General features: G+C 64.2%; 13 protein-coding genes. 9 read left to right on the forward strand and 4 right to left on the reverse strand.

What is annotated here, in order from left to right; all coding sequences use genetic code 11:
- The first annotated feature begins 48 nt into the window (after nt 1-48).
- The gene (gene prpD, locus B4I46_RS04925) at nt 49-1,533 is read left to right on the forward strand and encodes a 2-methylcitrate dehydratase (RefSeq protein WP_286898866.1); all 1,485 of its coding nucleotides are present in this window, start codon (nt 49-51) and stop codon (nt 1,531-1,533) included.
- Nucleotides 1,534-1,604: 71 nt separating this feature from the next.
- Here prpD and acnB read toward each other — a convergent pair whose 3' ends face one another.
- Complete coding sequence (gene acnB / locus B4I46_RS04930; protein WP_054915695.1) at nt 1,605-4,214, reverse strand: bifunctional aconitate hydratase 2/2-methylisocitrate dehydratase; 2,610 nt, start codon at nt 4,212-4,214, stop codon at nt 1,605-1,607.
- 406 nt (nt 4,215-4,620) lie between these two features.
- On the opposite strand from acnB, the gene B4I46_RS04935 reads away from it, so the two are divergent.
- Nucleotides 4,621-5,088: a DUF1289 domain-containing protein gene (locus tag B4I46_RS04935; RefSeq protein ID WP_043863069.1), complete on the forward strand. Its 468-nt coding sequence runs from the start codon at nt 4,621-4,623 to the stop codon at nt 5,086-5,088.
- Between the two features lie 84 nt (nt 5,089-5,172).
- On the opposite strand, the gene B4I46_RS04940 is transcribed toward B4I46_RS04935, so the two are convergent.
- Nucleotides 5,173-6,039, reverse strand: coding sequence for a universal stress protein (locus B4I46_RS04940; protein ID WP_043863068.1), 867 nt, complete (start codon nt 6,037-6,039; stop codon nt 5,173-5,175).
- Nucleotides 6,040-6,198: 159 nt separating this feature from the next.
- Between B4I46_RS04940 and B4I46_RS04945 the strand changes: the two genes are divergently transcribed.
- From B4I46_RS04945 to B4I46_RS04965, 5 genes are all read left to right on the forward strand, one after another.
- Complete coding sequence (locus tag B4I46_RS04945; RefSeq protein ID WP_043863067.1) at nt 6,199-6,804, forward strand: tRNA-(ms[2]io[6]A)-hydroxylase; 606 nt, start codon at nt 6,199-6,201, stop codon at nt 6,802-6,804.
- A gap of 191 nt (nt 6,805-6,995) precedes the next feature.
- Nucleotides 6,996-7,469, forward strand: coding sequence for a MarR family winged helix-turn-helix transcriptional regulator (locus tag B4I46_RS04950; RefSeq protein ID WP_043863066.1), 474 nt, complete (start codon nt 6,996-6,998; stop codon nt 7,467-7,469).
- Nucleotides 7,466-8,932 carry an efflux transporter outer membrane subunit gene (locus B4I46_RS04955; protein ID WP_123752236.1) on the forward strand — a complete coding sequence of 489 codons (1,467 nt, stop codon included), beginning with the start codon at nt 7,466-7,468 and terminating at the stop codon, nt 8,930-8,932. Before B4I46_RS04950 ends, B4I46_RS04955 begins: the two co-directional genes overlap by 4 nt.
- Nucleotides 8,933-8,950: 18 nt before the next feature.
- On the forward strand, nt 8,951-10,153 hold the full coding sequence (locus B4I46_RS04960; RefSeq protein ID WP_043863064.1) for an HlyD family efflux transporter periplasmic adaptor subunit: 1,203 nt from the start codon (nt 8,951-8,953) through the stop codon (nt 10,151-10,153).
- Nucleotides 10,150-11,679: a DHA2 family efflux MFS transporter permease subunit gene (locus tag B4I46_RS04965; RefSeq protein ID WP_043863063.1), complete on the forward strand. Its 1,530-nt coding sequence runs from the start codon at nt 10,150-10,152 to the stop codon at nt 11,677-11,679. The genes B4I46_RS04960 and B4I46_RS04965 overlap by 4 nt, the downstream gene beginning before the upstream one ends.
- Before the next feature lie 127 nt (nt 11,680-11,806).
- Here the strand turns inward: B4I46_RS04965 and lpxH are convergent, their stop codons facing one another.
- Entirely contained in the window at nt 11,807-12,529 is a 723-nt protein-coding gene (gene lpxH, locus B4I46_RS04970) for a UDP-2,3-diacylglucosamine diphosphatase (RefSeq protein ID WP_258662472.1), read from the reverse strand.
- Nucleotides 12,526-13,029, reverse strand: a complete 504-nt coding sequence (locus B4I46_RS04975) for a peptidylprolyl isomerase (RefSeq protein WP_043863061.1) — start codon at nt 13,027-13,029, stop codon at nt 12,526-12,528. The genes lpxH and B4I46_RS04975 overlap by 4 nt, the downstream gene beginning before the upstream one ends.
- A gap of 236 nt (nt 13,030-13,265) precedes the next feature.
- Here B4I46_RS04975 and B4I46_RS04980 point away from each other — a divergent pair, with 236 nt between their 5' ends.
- Both B4I46_RS04980 and cysS read left to right on the forward strand, forming a co-directional pair.
- Complete coding sequence (locus B4I46_RS04980; RefSeq protein ID WP_043863060.1) at nt 13,266-14,969, forward strand: glutamine--tRNA ligase/YqeY domain fusion protein; 1,704 nt, start codon at nt 13,266-13,268, stop codon at nt 14,967-14,969.
- Nucleotides 14,970-14,979: 10 nt separating this feature from the next.
- Nucleotides 14,980-16,362, forward strand: coding sequence for a cysteine--tRNA ligase (cysS, locus tag B4I46_RS04985; protein WP_043863059.1), 1,383 nt, complete (start codon nt 14,980-14,982; stop codon nt 16,360-16,362).
- Nucleotides 16,363-16,393: the final 31 nt, after the last annotated feature.

Raw genomic sequence — 16,393 nt, forward strand, 5'->3', positions numbered from 1 at the left:
CAGCGGTGCTCGGCTCTCCTTTCACCCCATGTGAACAGAGAGACGACAATGAGTGCCAATGTTGACCTGAACGACCGCCCCGACTACGACCGGGTCCTGCAGGACATTGCCGACTATGTCCTGCACTTCAGGGCCGAGCCGGGGGAGGCGCTGGACACGGCGCGCAACTGCCTGATGGACACCCTGGGTTGCGGCCTGCTGGCGCTGCGCTTTCCCGAGTGCACCAAGCACCTGGGGCCGCTGGTGGAGGGTACCGTGGTGCCCCATGGCGCGCGGGTGCCCGGCACCGCGTACCGCCTCGACCCGGTCAAGGCGGCCTGGGACATCGGCTGCATCGTGCGCTGGCTGGACTACAACGATACCTGGCTGGCCGCAGAATGGGGTCACCCCTCCGACAACCTCGGCGGCATCCTCGCGGTGGCCGACCACCTCTCGCAAAAGCGCGTGGCCAACGGCGACGCGCCGCTGACCCTGCACAAGGTGCTCGAGGCCATGATCATGGCTCACGAGATCCAGGGCGTGCTCGCGCTGGAAAACGCTTTCAACCGGGTGGGCCTGGACCACGTGCTGCTGGTCAAGGTCGCATCCACGGCGGTGTGCGCCCGGCTCATGGGCGCCAATCGCGAGCAGTTGCTGGCGGCCCTGTCCCAGGCCTTTGTCGATGGCCAGGCGCTGCGCACCTACCGCCATGCCCCCAATGCCGGCTCGCGCAAGTCGTGGGCGGCCGGTGATGCGTCGAGTCGCGGGGTGCGCCTGGCGGACATCGCCCTGCGCGGCGAGATGGGCATCCCCGGCGTGCTCACCGCGCCGCAGTGGGGCTTCTATGACGTGCTGTTCAGCCATACCAACAAGGACCTGGCGCTCAAGCCCGAGGGCAAACGCGAGTTCAGCCTGTCGCAGCCGTTCGGCAGCTACGTGATGGAGAACATACTGTTCAAGATCAGCTTTCCGGCCGAGTTCCATGCGCAGACCGCCTGCGAGGCGGCGGTGACCCTGCATCCGCAGGTGCGCAATCGCCTGCATGAAATCGAGCGCATCGTGATCACCACCCATGAGTCGGCGATTCGCATCATTTCCAAGGTCGGCACGCTGGCCAACGCGGCGGACCGGGACCACTGCCTGCAGTACATGACGGCGGTGCCGCTGATCTTCGGCAACCTGGTGGCCGAGCATTACGAAGATGATTTCCATGCGGCGCACCCGACCATCGACCGCTTGCGCGAGAAGATGGTGATCGTCGAAGACCCGCGTTTCAGTCGCGAGTACCTGGAGGCCGACAAGCGCTCGATCGCCAACGCGGTGCAGGTGTTCTTCACCGACGGCTCGAGCACCGAGCAGGTGGTGGTGGAGTATCCCATCGGGCACCGGCGCCGACGCGCCCAGGGCATCCCGCTGCTGGAGGACAAGTTCAAGGCCAACCTGGCGACGCGGTTTACTGCGCAGCGTTCGGCCGAGATCCTTGCGTTGTGCAAGGATCAGGCGAGGCTTGAGGCGACGGCGGTGCATCGGTTCATGGATCTGTTCGTGATCTGAGGGGCGAAGCTTTTCAGAAGGCAACAAAAAGCCCCGCCAATTGGCGGGGCTTCTTTTCACGCTAAGTCAGCTTACGCTTGAACGACAGGGATATTGGCGTTCGCAGCGGCTTCACGGAACTCGGCGATCTGGTCGAAGCTCAGGTAGCGGTAGATGTCGGCAGCCATGCTGTCGATATTCGCCGCGTACTCCATGTACTCCTCGACGGTTGGCAGCTTGCCCAGGATCGAGGCAACGGCAGCCAGTTCGGCGGAGGCCAGGAACACGTTGGCACCATCGCCCAGACGGTTAGGGAAGTTACGGGTCGACGTCGACACAACGGTCGAGTTCGGCTCTACGCGTGCCTGGTTACCCATGCACAGCGAGCAGCCCGGCATTTCCATGCGCGCGCCAGCCTTGCCGTAGATGCCGTAGTAGCCTTCCTCGGTCAGCTGGTGAGCGTCCATCTTGGTCGGCGGCGACAGCCACAGACGGGTTGGCAGCTGACCCTTGACCTTGTCCAGCAGCTTGCCGGCAGCGCGGAAGTGACCGATGTTGGTCATGCACGAACCGATGAACACTTCGTCGATCTTCTGGCCCTGGACGCTGGACAGCAGGCGAGCGTCGTCCGGGTCGTTAGGAGCGCAGAGAACCGGCTCCTTGATATCGGCCAGGTCGATCTCGATGACTTCGGCGTACTCGGCATCGGCGTCGGCCGACAGCAACTCGGGCTTGGCCAGCCAGGCTTCCATCGCCTGTGCACGGCGCTCCATGGTGCGCGCATCGCCGTAGCCTTCGCTGATCATCCAGCGCAGCAGGGTGATGTTCGACTTCAGGTACTCGGCAATGGCTTTTTCAGGCAGCTTGATGGTGCAACCGGCAGCCGAACGTTCGGCCGAGGCGTCGGACAGTTCGAATGCCTGTTCCACGGTCAGGTCGTCCAGGCCTTCGATTTCCAGGATGCGGCCGGAGAAGGCGTTGATCTTGCCTTTCTTCTCGACGGTCAGCAGGCCTTTCTGGATGCCGTAGTAAGGGATGGCGTGAACCAGGTCACGCAGGGTGATGCCTGGGTTCAGCTTGCCCTTGAAGCGCACCAGTACCGACTCCGGCATGTCCAGTGGCATCACGCCAGTGGCAGCGGCGAAGGCGACCAGGCCGGAACCGGCCGGGAACGAGATGCCGATCGGGAAGCGGGTGTGCGAGTCACCACCGGTACCGACGGTGTCCGGCAGCAGCATGCGGTTCAGCCAGCTGTGGATGATGCCGTCGCCTGGACGCAGGGACACGCCGCCACGGGTGCGGATGAAATCCGGCAGGGTGTGGTGGGTGGTCACGTCGATCGGCTTCGGATAGGCCGCGGTGTGGCAGAACGACTGCATGACCAGGTCGGCCGAGAAGCCCAGGCACGCCAGGTCTTTCAGTTCGTCACGGGTCATCGGACCGGTGGTGTCCTGGGAGCCGACGGTGGTCATCTTCGGTTCGCAGTAGGTGCCAGGACGAACGCCCTTGCCCACTGGCAGGCCGCAGGCCTTGCCGACCATCTTCTGGGCCAGGGTGTAGCCCTTGCCGGTGTCGACAGGTGCTTCAGGCAGCTTGAACAGGTCGGTCGGGCCCAGGCCCAGCTCGGCGCGCGCCTTCTCGGTCAGGCCACGGCCGACGATCAGCGGGATACGACCACCGGCGCGGACTTCGTCCAGCAGCACGGGGGTTTTCATCTCGAAGGTGGTGATGACTTCGTCGGTACCGTGCTTGCACACCTTGCCGGCGTGCGGGTACAGGTCGATCACGTCGCCCATGTGGATGTTCGACACGTCGAATTCGATCGGCAGGGCGCCGGCGTCTTCCATGGTGTTGTAGAAGATCGGGGCGATCTTGGAGCCGAAGCAGAAACCGCCAGCGCGCTTGTTCGGCACGTAAGGGATGTCGTCGCCGAAGAACCACAGCACCGAGTTGGTCGCCGATTTACGCGAGGAACCGGTACCGACCACGTCACCGACGTAGGCGATCGGGAAGCCTTCGTTGCGCATCTGCTCGATCTGCTTCATCGGGCCGATGGCGCCTTGCACGTCCGGCACGATGCCGTCGCGGGCCATTTTCAGCATGGCCAGGGCGTGCAGCGGGATGTCAGGGCGCGACCAGGCGTCCGGGGCAGGGGACAGGTCGTCGGTGTTGGTTTCGCCGGTGACCTTGAAGACGCGCAGGCTGATCTTGTCGGCCAGGGTCGGACGCTTCTTGAACCACTCGCCGTCAGCCCAGGACTGCAGTACCGCCTTGGCGTGAACGTTGCCGTTCTTGGCTTTTTCGGCCACGTCGTGGAAGGCGTCGAACATCAGCAGGGTGTGCTTGAGCTGTTCGGCGGCAACGGCGGCCAGTTCGGCGTCGTCCAGCAGCTCGACCAGGGTGGCGATGTTGTAGCCGCCCTGCATGGTGCCCAGCAGTTCAACGGCGCGCTGCTTGCTGATCAACGGGGAGGTGGCTTCGCCCTTGGCGACCGCCGACAGGAAACCGGCCTTGACGTAGGCGGCTTCGTCCACTCCTGGTGGTACGCGGTTGGTGATCAGGTCGACGAGGACGGCTTCTTCGCCAGCGGGGGGATTCTTCAGCAGCTCGACCAGGCCTGCGGTTTGTTCGGCGTTAAGCGGCTGGGGCACGATACCCTGGGCGGCACGCTCTTCGATGTGTTTGCGGTAGGCTTCAAGCACAGTTATTACCCTCATCAGTGGTCCCAAATGGGTGTCCGGGACGCTCATCCAGAATGGCCGGCACCCATGCGCAATACGGCTTTTTGAGCCGCGTAGCCAGGGTTGCAGGACATCCTTACAGAAGCTGCTTTCAAAGTTTTACGCCTGTAGAACGGAGGCTGATGAGGGCTGGCGCGGTGCATTCGATGTTCGAATACCCCGAGCCAACGCCGTTCTACCGGATCAACTGTGCTCGTGACGCTTTGAAAACAGCTTCTAACGGACATTGCTGCCTTAAAAAGGCCGGGTGATTCTACGGTAAAAACGCGCCAAAGGTAAGGCGATTGCAACGACTTTACGGCGTGACCCCCGTTAGACAAAGGGCTAACATGGCCGTCTGTTCCATCGCCATGCCGTTGAATCTTTCATGTCCAATCAGTCAATAAAAACGCCTTGTGTCGGCCTGTGTTCCACGGTTTACGGGGACCTGGTGTGTCGCGGGTGCAAGCGTTTTCACCATGAGGTGATCCACTGGAACGGCTACAACGACGATGAAAAGCGTGCGGTGTGGCTGCGCCTGGAACACCTGCTGGTGCAGGTGATGGCGGCCAAGCTGGAGGTGTTCGACGCCGACAAGCTGCGCGGCCAGCTGGAGCTGCGCAAGATTCGATTCGTGCCGCATCAGTCCGAGTATTGCTGGGCTTATCAGCTGATTGCGCGGGGCGCGCGGGTGATTCGCGAGCTGGAAGCGTACGGGATGGTGCTGCTGCCGGAGTTTCGCGACTGGGAGCTGCCCGAGCTGCGCGATGCCATCGATCGGGAATTCTTTCTGTTGTCCGAGGCGCACTATCAGCGCTACATCGCGCCGGGCTTTCTCAAGGATGCGCTGGGTTAAGCGGTGTTCCCATCGCGGGTCACGCCCGCGCCCACTGGATCACCGCTTACCCTGTGGGCGCGGGCTTGACCCGCGATGGGGTCTTCAGCCTCTGGCCAGCTCGTCCAGGTGCTTCACCTGGTCCTCGGTCTTGAGCACCAGCACATCGCATTCCAGCGAATCGAGCACCACCTCGGCGGTGTTGCCGATCAGCGCACCGGTAATCCCGCTACGCCCCACCGTACCCATCACCGTCACCACGGCTTCGTACTTTTTAGCCGTGTGCGGAATCAGCACGTCCGCCGGGCCTTCGGCCACATGCAGGCGATCGTCGGCGATATCGAATTCGGCCTGGAACGCAGCGCATTCGTCGCGGTACTTCTTCTCGATGGTGTCCTTGAGCTGGTACACCGGGTCCGCCGCCGAGAGCATGGGCGAGGGGTGGGCGCTGATCACGTGCAGGTTGCCCTTGGCCACGCTGGCAATGGCATAACCGTGGTCGATGATGCTGGCGTGCAGCTTGCGATGCTCCTGATCGTCGTTGCCCACGTCCACCGCCGCCAGAATCACGCCACCGGTCCAGGGGCGCTCGGTCTTGACCATCAGCACCGCGCACGGGCACTGGCGCAGCAGTTTCCAGTCCGAAGGCGTCAGCAGGAACTTCTTCAGCGCGTTTTCCGGCCGGTGTTCCTTGATCACCAGCTCACAGCCTTCGGCTTTCTGCACGTCGATGATCGACTCGTGCAGGGTGTCGTGCCAGGCCTGCTCATAGGTGACATTGTCGTAGCCATCGTCGTGCAACTGGCTGGCGAGCAGGCTGAGCAGGGCACTGTGGTCCTGCTTCTTGTCGCACATCAGCAGGTGCAGGCGTGCCTTGGTGACGCCGGCGATCAGCTTGGCGCGGGTCAGGGCCTTGCTGTGGGCGTGGTCGGGGTCGAGCACCACCAGGATGCTGCGAACTTCTAAAAGCATGAGGGAGAACTCCTTCGACAATGGCATGCGATGCCTGACTATAGTCGGCGCCCCGGATGCGGTGGATGTTGATATGCATCAAGCATAGTCACTGGTGATCGCCACTGCCGCCGGTATAATCGCCGGTCTTGTCGACACTCCATGCCCGTTTGTGAGCCTATGTCCCTTATTCCCGAAATCGAAGCCTTCCTCGCCTGCCGCACCCCGGATGCCTGGGTCGATGCCGCCCTGGCCGACCAGGAGACGATGCTGATCGACCACAAGAACTGCGAGTTCAAGGCCGCCAGCACGGCGCTGAGCCTGATTGCCAAGTACAACACGCATGTCGACCTGATCAACATGATGTCGCGCCTGGCCCGCGAGGAGCTGGTGCATCACGAGCAGGTGCTGCGCCTGATGAAGAAGCGCAAGGTGGCCTTGCGCCCATTGTCGGCAGGGCGCTATGCCTCGGGGCTTCGCAAGGTGGTGCGCGCGCACGAGCCGGTGAAGCTGGTGGACACGCTGGTGGTCGGCGCGTTCATCGAGGCGCGCAGCTGCGAGCGCTTTGCTGCGGTGGTGCCGCACCTGGACGAGGAACTGGGCAAGTTCTACCACGGGCTGCTCAAGAGCGAGGCGCGCCATTACCAGGGGTACCTGAAGCTGGCGTACCAGTATGGCGAGGCGGCGGATGTGGAGCGCACCGTGGAGCGGGTGCGCGAGGTGGAAGCCGAACTGATCACCACGCCGGACGTGGAGTTTCGCTTCCATAGCGGCGTGCCGGCCTGAAAGCATCGCGGGCCAAGCCCGCGCCCGCAGGCTGATGACCCATCCTGTGGGAGCGGGCTTGGCCCGCGATACGGGCGCCGCAATACCTCCTTTTGTCGGCCAAATAGAAAGCAAGCTAATTAATGCTTGGCCATTCGCTGCCTGGGCAGTAATATCTGCGGCATCCACTGCCTAAGCAGGTATCTCCCTTCATGCAGCACTTCACCCCCGAAAACTTCCAGTCCTGCACCATCGGCATGCTCCTGGGGCGCGCCGCACTGGTGAAGGACCGCATTCTGGACAGCCACCTGCAGGACTTCGGCGTCACCGCCGCGCAGTTCAAGGTGCTGATCATCGTGTCCCAGTACGGGGTCGATACCCCCGCCGAACTGTGCCGTTTCCTCAGCCTGGACAGCGGGTCGATGACGCGCATGCTCGATCGTCTGGAGCAGAAGGGCCTGATCGCCCGCAGCCGCTGCCCGCAGGACCGCCGCCAGGTACGTCTGGAGCTCACCGCCGATGGCGATGTGCTCGCCGGCCAGTTGCCCCAGATCGGTGCTTCGGCGATGAACGAGCTGGTTGGCGTGCTGGCCCCGGACGAGCTCAAGACCCTGGAAAAAATTCTGACCAAGGTGCTGCTGGCGGCCGGCGATGCCGTCACCGCTCTGCGCGTGGAGGCCCAATGAAACCACGAGCCCTGCGTGCCGGCGCAAGCCTGCTGGTGCTTGCCCTGAGCCTGGCCGGTTGCGCCAACTACAGTGGCCTCGATACCCAGGGCCGGCGCCTCGGCGCCGCCGACCTGCAGGCTGGCAAGACCCTCGGCGGCGTTGCCCTGTCGCCTGCGGCCTGGCCCAAGGGCGACTGGTGGACCCGCCTTGGCGACCCGCAACTGAACAGCCTGATCGGCGAGGCCTTGCGCGACAGCCCCGACATGCAGGTTGCCAGCGCCCGTGCCCATCAGGCCAGCGCCGCAGCCTACGCTGCCGACGCCGAGCGCATGCCCACGCTGGATGCCAGCGCCGGGGTCAGCCGCTCGCGCCTGGCCCGTGACCAGGACCCGACGGGGCAGGGCGGCAGCTACTCCACCCTGCGCAGCCTGAGCGCGACCTTCAACTACACCTTCGATCTCTGGGGTGGGCAACGCGATGCCTGGGAAGCCGCCCTGGGCCAGGCCCGTGCCGCCGAGGTGGACCGCCAGGCCGCACAACTGACCCTGGCCGCCGACGTTGCCCGTGCCTACAGCCAGCTGGGCCAGGCGCACATCGTCAACGACCTGACCCAGGAAGACCTCAAGCGTACCCGCCAGATGCTCGAACTCAGCCAGCGCCGGCTGGCCTCGGGTATCGACAGCCAGTACCAGCTGCAGCAGACCGAAAGCCTGGAGGCCAGCTCCCAGGAGCAGGCCATCAATGCCCAGAAGCAGCTACGCAGCGCGCAGATCGCGTTGGCGGTGCTGCTGGGCAAGGGCCCCGACCGTGGCCAGCAGATCGCCCGCCCCAATGTGCTCAAGCCTGCTGCGGTGGCGCTGCCCTCGGTGCTGCCGGCCGAGTTGCTGGGCCGGCGTCCGGACCTGGTGGCCGCGCGCTGGCGGGTCGAGGCGGCGAGCAAGTCGATCGATGCGAGCAAGACACGCTTCTACCCCAACCTCAACCTGAGCGCCGCCGCCGGCACCCAGGCACTGCTGGGCGATGCGATCTTCGGCGCGCCGAGCCGCTTCTTCAACATCGCCCCGACCGTGTCGCTGCCGATTTTCGACGGCGGGCGCCTGCGCGCCGACCTCGATGCCCGTGATGCCGACTACGACCTGGCCGTGGCGCAATACAACAAGAGCCTGGTGCGTGCACTGGGCGAGGTCAGCGACAGCATCGACCAGTTGCATGCACTGGGCCAGCAGATTGCAGCCAAGCAACGTGCCACCGACATCGCCCAGCAGTCCTACGACACCGTGATGCAGCGCTATGGCTCCGGCATTGGCAACTACCTGGATGTGCTGAGCATCGAACAGCAGCTGCTGCAGTCGCAGCGTCAGCTGGCCGAACTGAACGCCGAACAGATCGACCTGTCGATCCAGTTGATGCAGGCGCTGGGGGGCGGCTACCAGGCCGACACCCAGGCCGCCGCATTGCCCTCGACTTCCCGCAATCAATAAAACGCCAAGGTATTTCTCATGGCCACTGCATCCTCCCCGGACACTGCCCCTACCGAGCAGGACCTCAACAATCAGCGCAAGCGCAAGACGCTGCTGCTCGGGCTGCTGGTGCTCGTACTCGTGCTTGGCGCCGGTGTGTGGGCCTGGCACGAGCTCTACGGGCGCTGGAGCGAAAACACCGACGACGCCTATGTGAACGGCAACGTGGTGGAAATCACCCCGCTGGTCACCGGCACCGTCACCAGCATCGGCGCCGACGATGGCGACCTGGTGCACGCCGGCCAGGTGCTGATCCAGTTCGACCCGAGCGACACCGAGGTCGGCCTGCAGAGCGCCGAGGCCAAGCTGGCCCGCGCCGTGCGCCAGGTGCGTGGGCTTTACAGCAACGTCGACGGGCAGAAGGCCCAGGTGGCGGCGCGCAAGGCCGAGCTGCAGAAGGCCCAGGAAAACTACAACCGACGCAAGACCCTGGCCGCCGGCGGGGCGATCTCGCAGGAGGAGCTGTCCCACGCCCGTGACGACCTGGCATCGGCACAAAGCGCGCTGAGCAATGCCCAGCAGCAGCTCAACACCACCACCGCGCTGGTCGACGACACCGTGGTCTCCTCGCACCCCGAAGTGCAGGCTGCCGCCGCCGACCTGCGCCAGGCCTACCTGGACAATGCCCGCACCACCCTGGTGGCGCCGGTCACCGGTTATGTGGCCAAGCGCACGGTGCAACTGGGCCAGCGCCTGCAGCCGGGCACCGCGACCATGGCGGTGATTCCGCTGGATCAGCTGTGGATCGACGCCAACTTCAAGGAAACCCAGCTGCGCAACATGCGTATCGGTCAGCCGGTGGACATCGTTGCCGACCTGTACGGCAGCGACGTGAAGTACAGCGGCACCATCGACAGCCTGGGCGCCGGTACCGGCAGCGCCTTCGCCCTGCTGCCGGCGCAGAACGCCACCGGCAACTGGATCAAGATCGTCCAGCGCGTGCCTGTGCGGATCCACATCAACCCCGAGCAACTGGCCGAACACCCGCTGCGGATCGGCCTGTCGACCCAGGTCGACGTCGACCTGCACGACCAGAGCGGCCCGGTGCTGGCGCAACAGCCGCCGCAGAAAGCCTCGTTCGCCACCCAGGTGTACGACCGCCAGCTGGTGGAGGCCGATACCCTGATCGCGCGCCTGATCCATGACAACAGCGCCGCCAGCGGCAAGACTGCGCAGCGATGAGCGGGCAGGCTTCGTTCACCCCGCCAAGCCTGCTGCTGACCACCATCGGCCTGTCGCTGGCGACGTTCATGCAGGTGCTCGACACCACCATCGCCAACGTCGCCCTGCCTACCATCTCCGGCAACCTGGGGGTGAGCTCGGAGCAGGGCACCTGGGTCATCACCTCGTTCGCGGTGAGCAACGCGATAGCCTTGCCGCTGACCGGCTGGCTGAGCCGGCGCTTCGGCGAGGTGAAGCTGTTCATCTGGGCCACGCTGCTGTTCGTGCTGGCGTCGTTCCTGTGCGGTATCTCGCAATCGATGCCCGAGCTGGTCGGCTTTCGTGTGTTGCAGGGCGTGGTGGCCGGGCCGTTGTACCCCATGACCCAGACCCTGCTGATTGCGGTGTACCCCCCGGCCAAGCGGGGTATGGCCCTGGCGCTGCTGGCGATGGTCACGGTGGTGGCGCCGATTGCCGGGCCGATACTCGGTGGCTGGATCACCGACAGCTACAGCTGGCCGTGGATCTTCTTCATCAACGTGCCGATCGGCCTGTTCGCCGCCGCCGTGGTGCGTCAGCAGATGCGTACCCGTCCGGTGAGCACCAGCCGCCAGCCGATGGACTACATCGGGCTGTTGAGCCTGATCGTCGGGGTGGGGGCATTGCAGATCGTGCTCGACAAGGGCAATGACCTGGACTGGTTCGAGTCCAGTTTCATCGTCATCGGCAGCCTGATTTCGGTGGTGTTCCTGGCGGTGTTCATCATCTGGGAACTGACCGACAAGCACCCGGTGGTGAACCTGCGCCTGTTCGCCCACCGCAACTTTCGCATCGGCACCATTGTGCTGGTGGGCGGGTATGCGGGGTTCTTCGGCATCAACCTGATCCTGCCGCAATGGCTGCAGACCCAGATGGGCTACACCGCCACCTGGGCGGGGCTGGCGGTGGCGCCGATCGGCCTGCTGCCGGTGCTGATGTCGCCATTCGTGGGCAAGTACGCGCACAAGTTCGACCTGCGCGTGCTGGCGGGGCTGGCGTTCGTGGCAATCGGTGCCAGCTGCTTCATGCGGGCAGGGTTCACCAACGAAGTGGACTTCCAGCACATCGCCCTGGTGCAGCTGTTCATGGGTATCGGCGTGGCGCTGTTCTTCATGCCCACCTTGAGCATCCTGCTTTCGGACCTGCCGCCGCAGCAGATCGCCGACGGCTCGGGGCTGGCGACCTTCCTGCGGACCCTTGGCGGCAGCTTTGCCGCGTCGCTGACCACCTGGATCTGGATTCGCCGGGCCGACCAGCACCATGCGTACCTGAGCGAAAGCATCAGTACCTATGAGCCGGCCACCCGTGACATGCTCGGCCACCTGGGCGGGGCGAACGGGCAGTCGTATGCGCAGCTGGAGCAGATGCTCAACAGCCAGGCGTACATGATGTCGACGGTGGATTACTTCACGTTGATGGGCTGGGTGTTCGTCGGGCTGGTGCTGCTGGTGTGGCTGGCCAAGCCGCCGTTCGCGGCCAAGGCCGGGCCGGCATCGGCGGGGCACTGAGGCACAGCGTCAGCGCGCTGCGCTGACATCGCGGGTCAAGCCCGCTCCCACAGGTACATCAATGATCATCAGAGCAATGATCTACCTGTGGGAGCGGGCTTGACCCGCGATAGGGCCCGCACGGCCTTCAGGCAAAGTCGAAGGGTGCCAGCTGGAACCCTTGTTCATCCACCTGCAGCGCCCACCCCTGGCGATCCCAGTCGCCCAGCACGATACGCCGCGCCGGCGCATCGCCCACCATCAGCTTGTGGATCGCCGGGCGATGGGTGTGCCCATGCACCAGGGTGTGCACGCCATGCTGCTGCATCACCCGCGGTACCTCCTCGGGCGTCACATCGACAATGTCATTGGCCTTCATGCGCGTCTGCGCGCGGCTTTCGCTGCGCAGCTTGCGCGCAAGCTTGTGCCGCGTGCGCAACGGCAGGTGGCGCAGCACCCACAGGCTCACGGGGTTGCGCAGGTAACGGCGCAGCTTCATGTAGCCTTCGTCACGGGTGCACAGGCTGTCGCCATGCATCAGCAGCACCGGCTCGCCGCCCAGCTCGACCACGCTGGGGTCGGGTAGCAGGGTGGCGCCTGCGGCCTTGCAGAACGCCTGGCCGATGAGGAAGTCGCGGTTGCCGTGCATCAGGAACACCTGGGTGCCCGTGTCGCTCAGCGCACGCAAGGCCTGGCAGATCGACGCCTGGTAGGGCGTCATGGCATCGTCGCCGATCCAGGCCTCGAAAAAGTCCCCGAGAATGTACAGCGCTTGCGCGCTGCGGGCACGGGTGGCCAGCAGATCAAGAAACGCCCGGGTAATGTCCGGGCGTTCTTCTTGCAGGTGCAGATCGGAGATCAGCAGTATCACCCAATGATCTCGGCTTTCTCGATGATCACGTCTTCGGCTGGCACGTCCTGGTGGCCGGCTTTGGAACCGGTGGCAACGGCCTTGATCTTGTCGACCACGTCGGTGCCTTCGGTGACTTTGCCGAACACTGCATAACCCCAGCCCTGCACGTTCTTGCCGCTGTGGTTGAGGAAGCTGTTGTCGGCGACGTTGATGAAGAACTGCGCCGAGGCCGAATGCGGCTCCATGGTACGGGCCATGGCGATGGTGTACTTGTCGTTGCTCAGGCCGTTGTCGGCTTCGTTCTGGATGCTCGGGCGCTTGTCTTTCTTCTCTTTCATGCCCGGCTCGAAACCGCCGCCCTGGATCATGAAGTTGCCGATGACGCGGTGGAACACGGTGTTCTCGTAGTGACCGGCTTTGACGTACTCGATGAAGTTGGCCACGGTGATCGGGGCTTTCTCGGCGTTCAGCTCGATGACGATGTCACCGTGATTGGTGGTCAGTTTGACTTGGGTCATGCTCAAATTCTCGCTTTTCAGGCATTCAAGAAATGGGTGCGCAGGATCGCGTAGTAACCCTGACGCACAGTTTACAGGCCACGATACGCACGTCACGGCAGTTTTTTTGCCCGGCCAGCCGAATATAGCGCCAGTTTGTCGGCGCTGCCCTGTCGGCAGCTCGGGCGCTTGGGCTATGATAAGCGCTTTGATTCAGTCGGCCTACCCGGGCCGTGTACCGGTATTTCAAGGATCCTATGAGCAAGCCCACCGCTGACAACGCTCCCAACGCCGCTGCCAAAGGCGCGCCCGCCGTCCCTGTGAACTTCCTGCGTCCGATCGTGCAGGCCGACCTGGATTCGGGCAAGCACACCAGCATCGTCACCCGTTTCCCGCCGGAGCCCAACGGCTACCTGCACATTGGTCACGCCAAGTCGATCTGCGTGAACTTCGGCCTGGCCCAGGAATTCGGCGGTGCCTGTCACCTGCGCTTCGATGACACCAACCCGGCCAAAGAGGACCAGGAGTACATCGACGCCATCCAGCGTGACGTCAAGTGGCTGGGCTTCGAGTGGACCGGCCCGGTGCGCTATGCCTCGCAGTACTTCGAGCAGTTGCATGCGTGGGCGGTCGACCTGATCAAGTCGGGCAATGCCTATGTGTGCGACCTGACCCCGGAGCAGGCCCGCGAGTACCGCGGCAACCTGACCGAGCCGGGCAAGAACAGCCCGTTCCGCGAGCGCAGCGTCGAGGAAAACCTCGACCTGTTCGCGCGCATGAAGGCTGGCGAGTTCCAGGATGGCGAGCGCGTGCTGCGCGCCAAGATCGACATGGCCTCGCCGAACATGAACCTGCGCGACCCAATCCTGTACCGCATCCGCCATGCCCATCATCACCAGACCGGTGACACCTGGTGCATCTACCCGATCTACGACTTCACCCATGGCCAGTCGGACGCCATCGAGGGCATCACCCACTCGATCTGCACCCTGGAGTTCGAAAGCCATCGTCCGTTGTACGAGTGGTTCCTCGACCACCTGCCGGTGCCGTGCAAGCCGCGCCAGTACGAGTTCAGCCGCCTGAACCTGAACTACACCATCACCAGCAAGCGCAAGCTCAAGCAACTGGTGGACGAGCAGCACGTACAGGGCTGGGACGACCCGCGCATGTCCACGCTGTCGGGCTTCCGCCGTCGTGGCTACACCCCGGCGTCTATCCGCAATTTCTGCGAGATGGTCGGCACCAACCGTTCCGACGGCGTGGTCGACATGTCGATGCTCGAATTCAGCATCCGTGACGACCTGGACCGCACCGCGCCACGGGCCATGTGCGTACTGCGCCCGCTGAAGGTAGTCATCACCAACTACCCCGAAGGCCAGGTCGAGCAGCTCGAACTGCCGCGTCACCCCAAGGAAGACATGGGCGTGCGTGCACTGCCGTTCGCCCGCGAGATCTACATCGACCGCGACGACTTCATGGAAGAGCCGCCCAAGGGCTACAAGCGCCTGGAGCCGGCCGGTGAAGTGCGCCTGCGTGGCAGCTACGTGATCCGCGCCGACGAGGCGATCAAGGATGCCGAGGGCAACATCGTCGAGCTGCGCTGCTCGTACGACCCCGACACCCTGGGCAAGAACCCCGAGGGCCGCAAGGTCAAGGGTGTGATCCACTGGGTGCCGGCCGCGGCCAGCGTCGAGTGCGAAGTACGTCTGTATGACCGCCTGTTCCGTTCGGCCAACCCCGAGAAGACCGACGACGGCGGCAGCTTCCTTGACAACATCAATCCCGATTCGCTGCAGGTGCTGAGCGGTTGTCGTGCGGAACCTTCGCTGGGCCAGGCCCAGCCCGAAGACCGCTTCCAGTTCGAGCGCGAAGGCTACTTCTGCGTCGACCTGAAAGACTCCACGCCGGGTAAGCCGGTGTTCAACCGCACCGTGACCCTGCGCGATTCGTGGGGCAGCTAAGGAACTCTACGTGCTAAGCATCTACAACACCCTGAGCAAGACCAAGGAAGTTTTCGTTCCGCTCGATGGCAACAAGGTTCGCATGTACGTGTGCGGCATGACCGTGTACGACTTCTGCCACCTGGGCCATGGGCGCAGCATGGTCGCGTTCGACCTGGTCACGCGCTGGCTGCGCTACAGCGGCTACGACCTGACCTATGTGCGCAACATCACCGACATCGACGACAAGATCATCAACCGCGCCAACCAGAACGGCGAATCGTTCGAAGCGCTGACCGCGCGCATGATCGACGCGATGCACGAGGACGAGCGCCGTCTGAACATCCTGCCGCCGGACCAGGAGCCGCGTGCCACCGACCACATCGCCGGCATGCACGCGATGATCCAGACCCTGATCGACAAGGGTTACGCCTACGCGCCCGGCAATGGCGACGTGTACTATCGCGTCGGCAAGTTCGTCGGCTACGGCAAGCTGTCGCGCAAGAAGATCGAAGACCTGCGCATCGGTGCCCGCATCGAGGTCGACGAGGCCAAGCAGGACCCGCTCGACTTCGTGCTGTGGAAGGGCGTCAAGCCCGGCGAGCCGAGCTGGGAATCGCCGTGGGGCCCGGGCCGTCCGGGCTGGCACATCGAGTGCTCGGTGATGTCGACCTGCTGCCTGGGCGAGAGCTTCGACATTCACGGTGGCGGCAACGACCTGGAGTTCCCGCACCACGAGAACGAGATTGCCCAGAGCGAGGCGGCCACCGGCAAGCAGTACGCCAAGGCGTGGATGCATTGCGGCATGATCCGTATCAATGGCGAGAAGATGTCCAAGTCGTTGAACAACTTCTTCACCATTCGCGACGTGCTCGACAAGTATCACCCTGAGGTGGTGCGCTACCTGCTGGTGTCGAGCCACTACCGCAGCTCGATCAACTACTCCGAGGACAGCCTGCGCGAAGCCAAGGGCGCCCTGGAGCGCTTCTACCATGCGCTGCGCGGCTTGCCGCGCGTGGCCGCGCAAGGTGGCGAGGCGTATGTCGAGCGTTTTGCCGCGGCCATGAACGACGACTTCGGCACGCCTGAAGCCTGTGCGGTGCTGTTCGACCTGGTGCGCGAGATCAACCGCGTGCGCGAGGCGGAGCCTGAGGTGGCCGCTGGCCTGGCGGGCCGTTTGCGCGAGCTGGCCGAGCTGCTGGGCGTGTTGCAGCTGGAGGCCGACGACTTCCTGCAGGCGGGCGCCGAAGGCAAGGTCGATGCGGCTGAAGTGGAGGCGTTGATCCAGGCGCGTCTGCAGGCACGTACCGACAAGAACTGGGCCGAATCGGACCGCATCCGCGACCAGCTGACCGCCATGGGCGTGGTGCTGGAAGACGGCAAGGGCACGACGACCTGGCGCCTGGCTGACTGATCGCGCTGCCCTCATCGCGGGTCGAGCCCGC

The sequence above is a fragment of the Pseudomonas sp. UBA7500 genome (genome assembly GCF_002478435.1).
Lineage (GTDB): Bacteria > Pseudomonadota > Gammaproteobacteria > Pseudomonadales > Pseudomonadaceae > Aquipseudomonas > Aquipseudomonas palmensis.

What these genes read in the sequence shown, in the direction of transcription:
- B4I46_RS04980 (WP_043863060.1), top strand. Translation starts at nt 13,266, where the DNA reads ATGAGCAAGCCCACCGCTGACAACGCTCCCAACGCCGCTGCCAAAGGC.
- B4I46_RS04955 (WP_123752236.1), top strand. Translation starts at nt 7,466, where the DNA reads ATGAAACCACGAGCCCTGCGTGCCGGCGCAAGCCTGCTGGTGCTTGCC.
- B4I46_RS04940 (WP_043863068.1), bottom strand. Translation starts at nt 6,039, where the DNA reads ATGCTTTTAGAAGTTCGCAGCATCCTGGTGGTGCTCGACCCCGACCAC.
- B4I46_RS04975 (WP_043863061.1), bottom strand. Translation starts at nt 13,029, where the DNA reads ATGACCCAAGTCAAACTGACCACCAATCACGGTGACATCGTCATCGAG.
- B4I46_RS04950 (WP_043863066.1), top strand. Translation starts at nt 6,996, where the DNA reads ATGCAGCACTTCACCCCCGAAAACTTCCAGTCCTGCACCATCGGCATG.
- prpD (WP_286898866.1), top strand. Translation starts at nt 49, where the DNA reads ATGAGTGCCAATGTTGACCTGAACGACCGCCCCGACTACGACCGGGTC.
- B4I46_RS04945 (WP_043863067.1), top strand. Translation starts at nt 6,199, where the DNA reads ATGTCCCTTATTCCCGAAATCGAAGCCTTCCTCGCCTGCCGCACCCCG.
- B4I46_RS04965 (WP_043863063.1), top strand. Translation starts at nt 10,150, where the DNA reads ATGAGCGGGCAGGCTTCGTTCACCCCGCCAAGCCTGCTGCTGACCACC.
- B4I46_RS04935 (WP_043863069.1), top strand. Translation starts at nt 4,621, where the DNA reads ATGTCCAATCAGTCAATAAAAACGCCTTGTGTCGGCCTGTGTTCCACG.
- B4I46_RS04960 (WP_043863064.1), top strand. Translation starts at nt 8,951, where the DNA reads ATGGCCACTGCATCCTCCCCGGACACTGCCCCTACCGAGCAGGACCTC.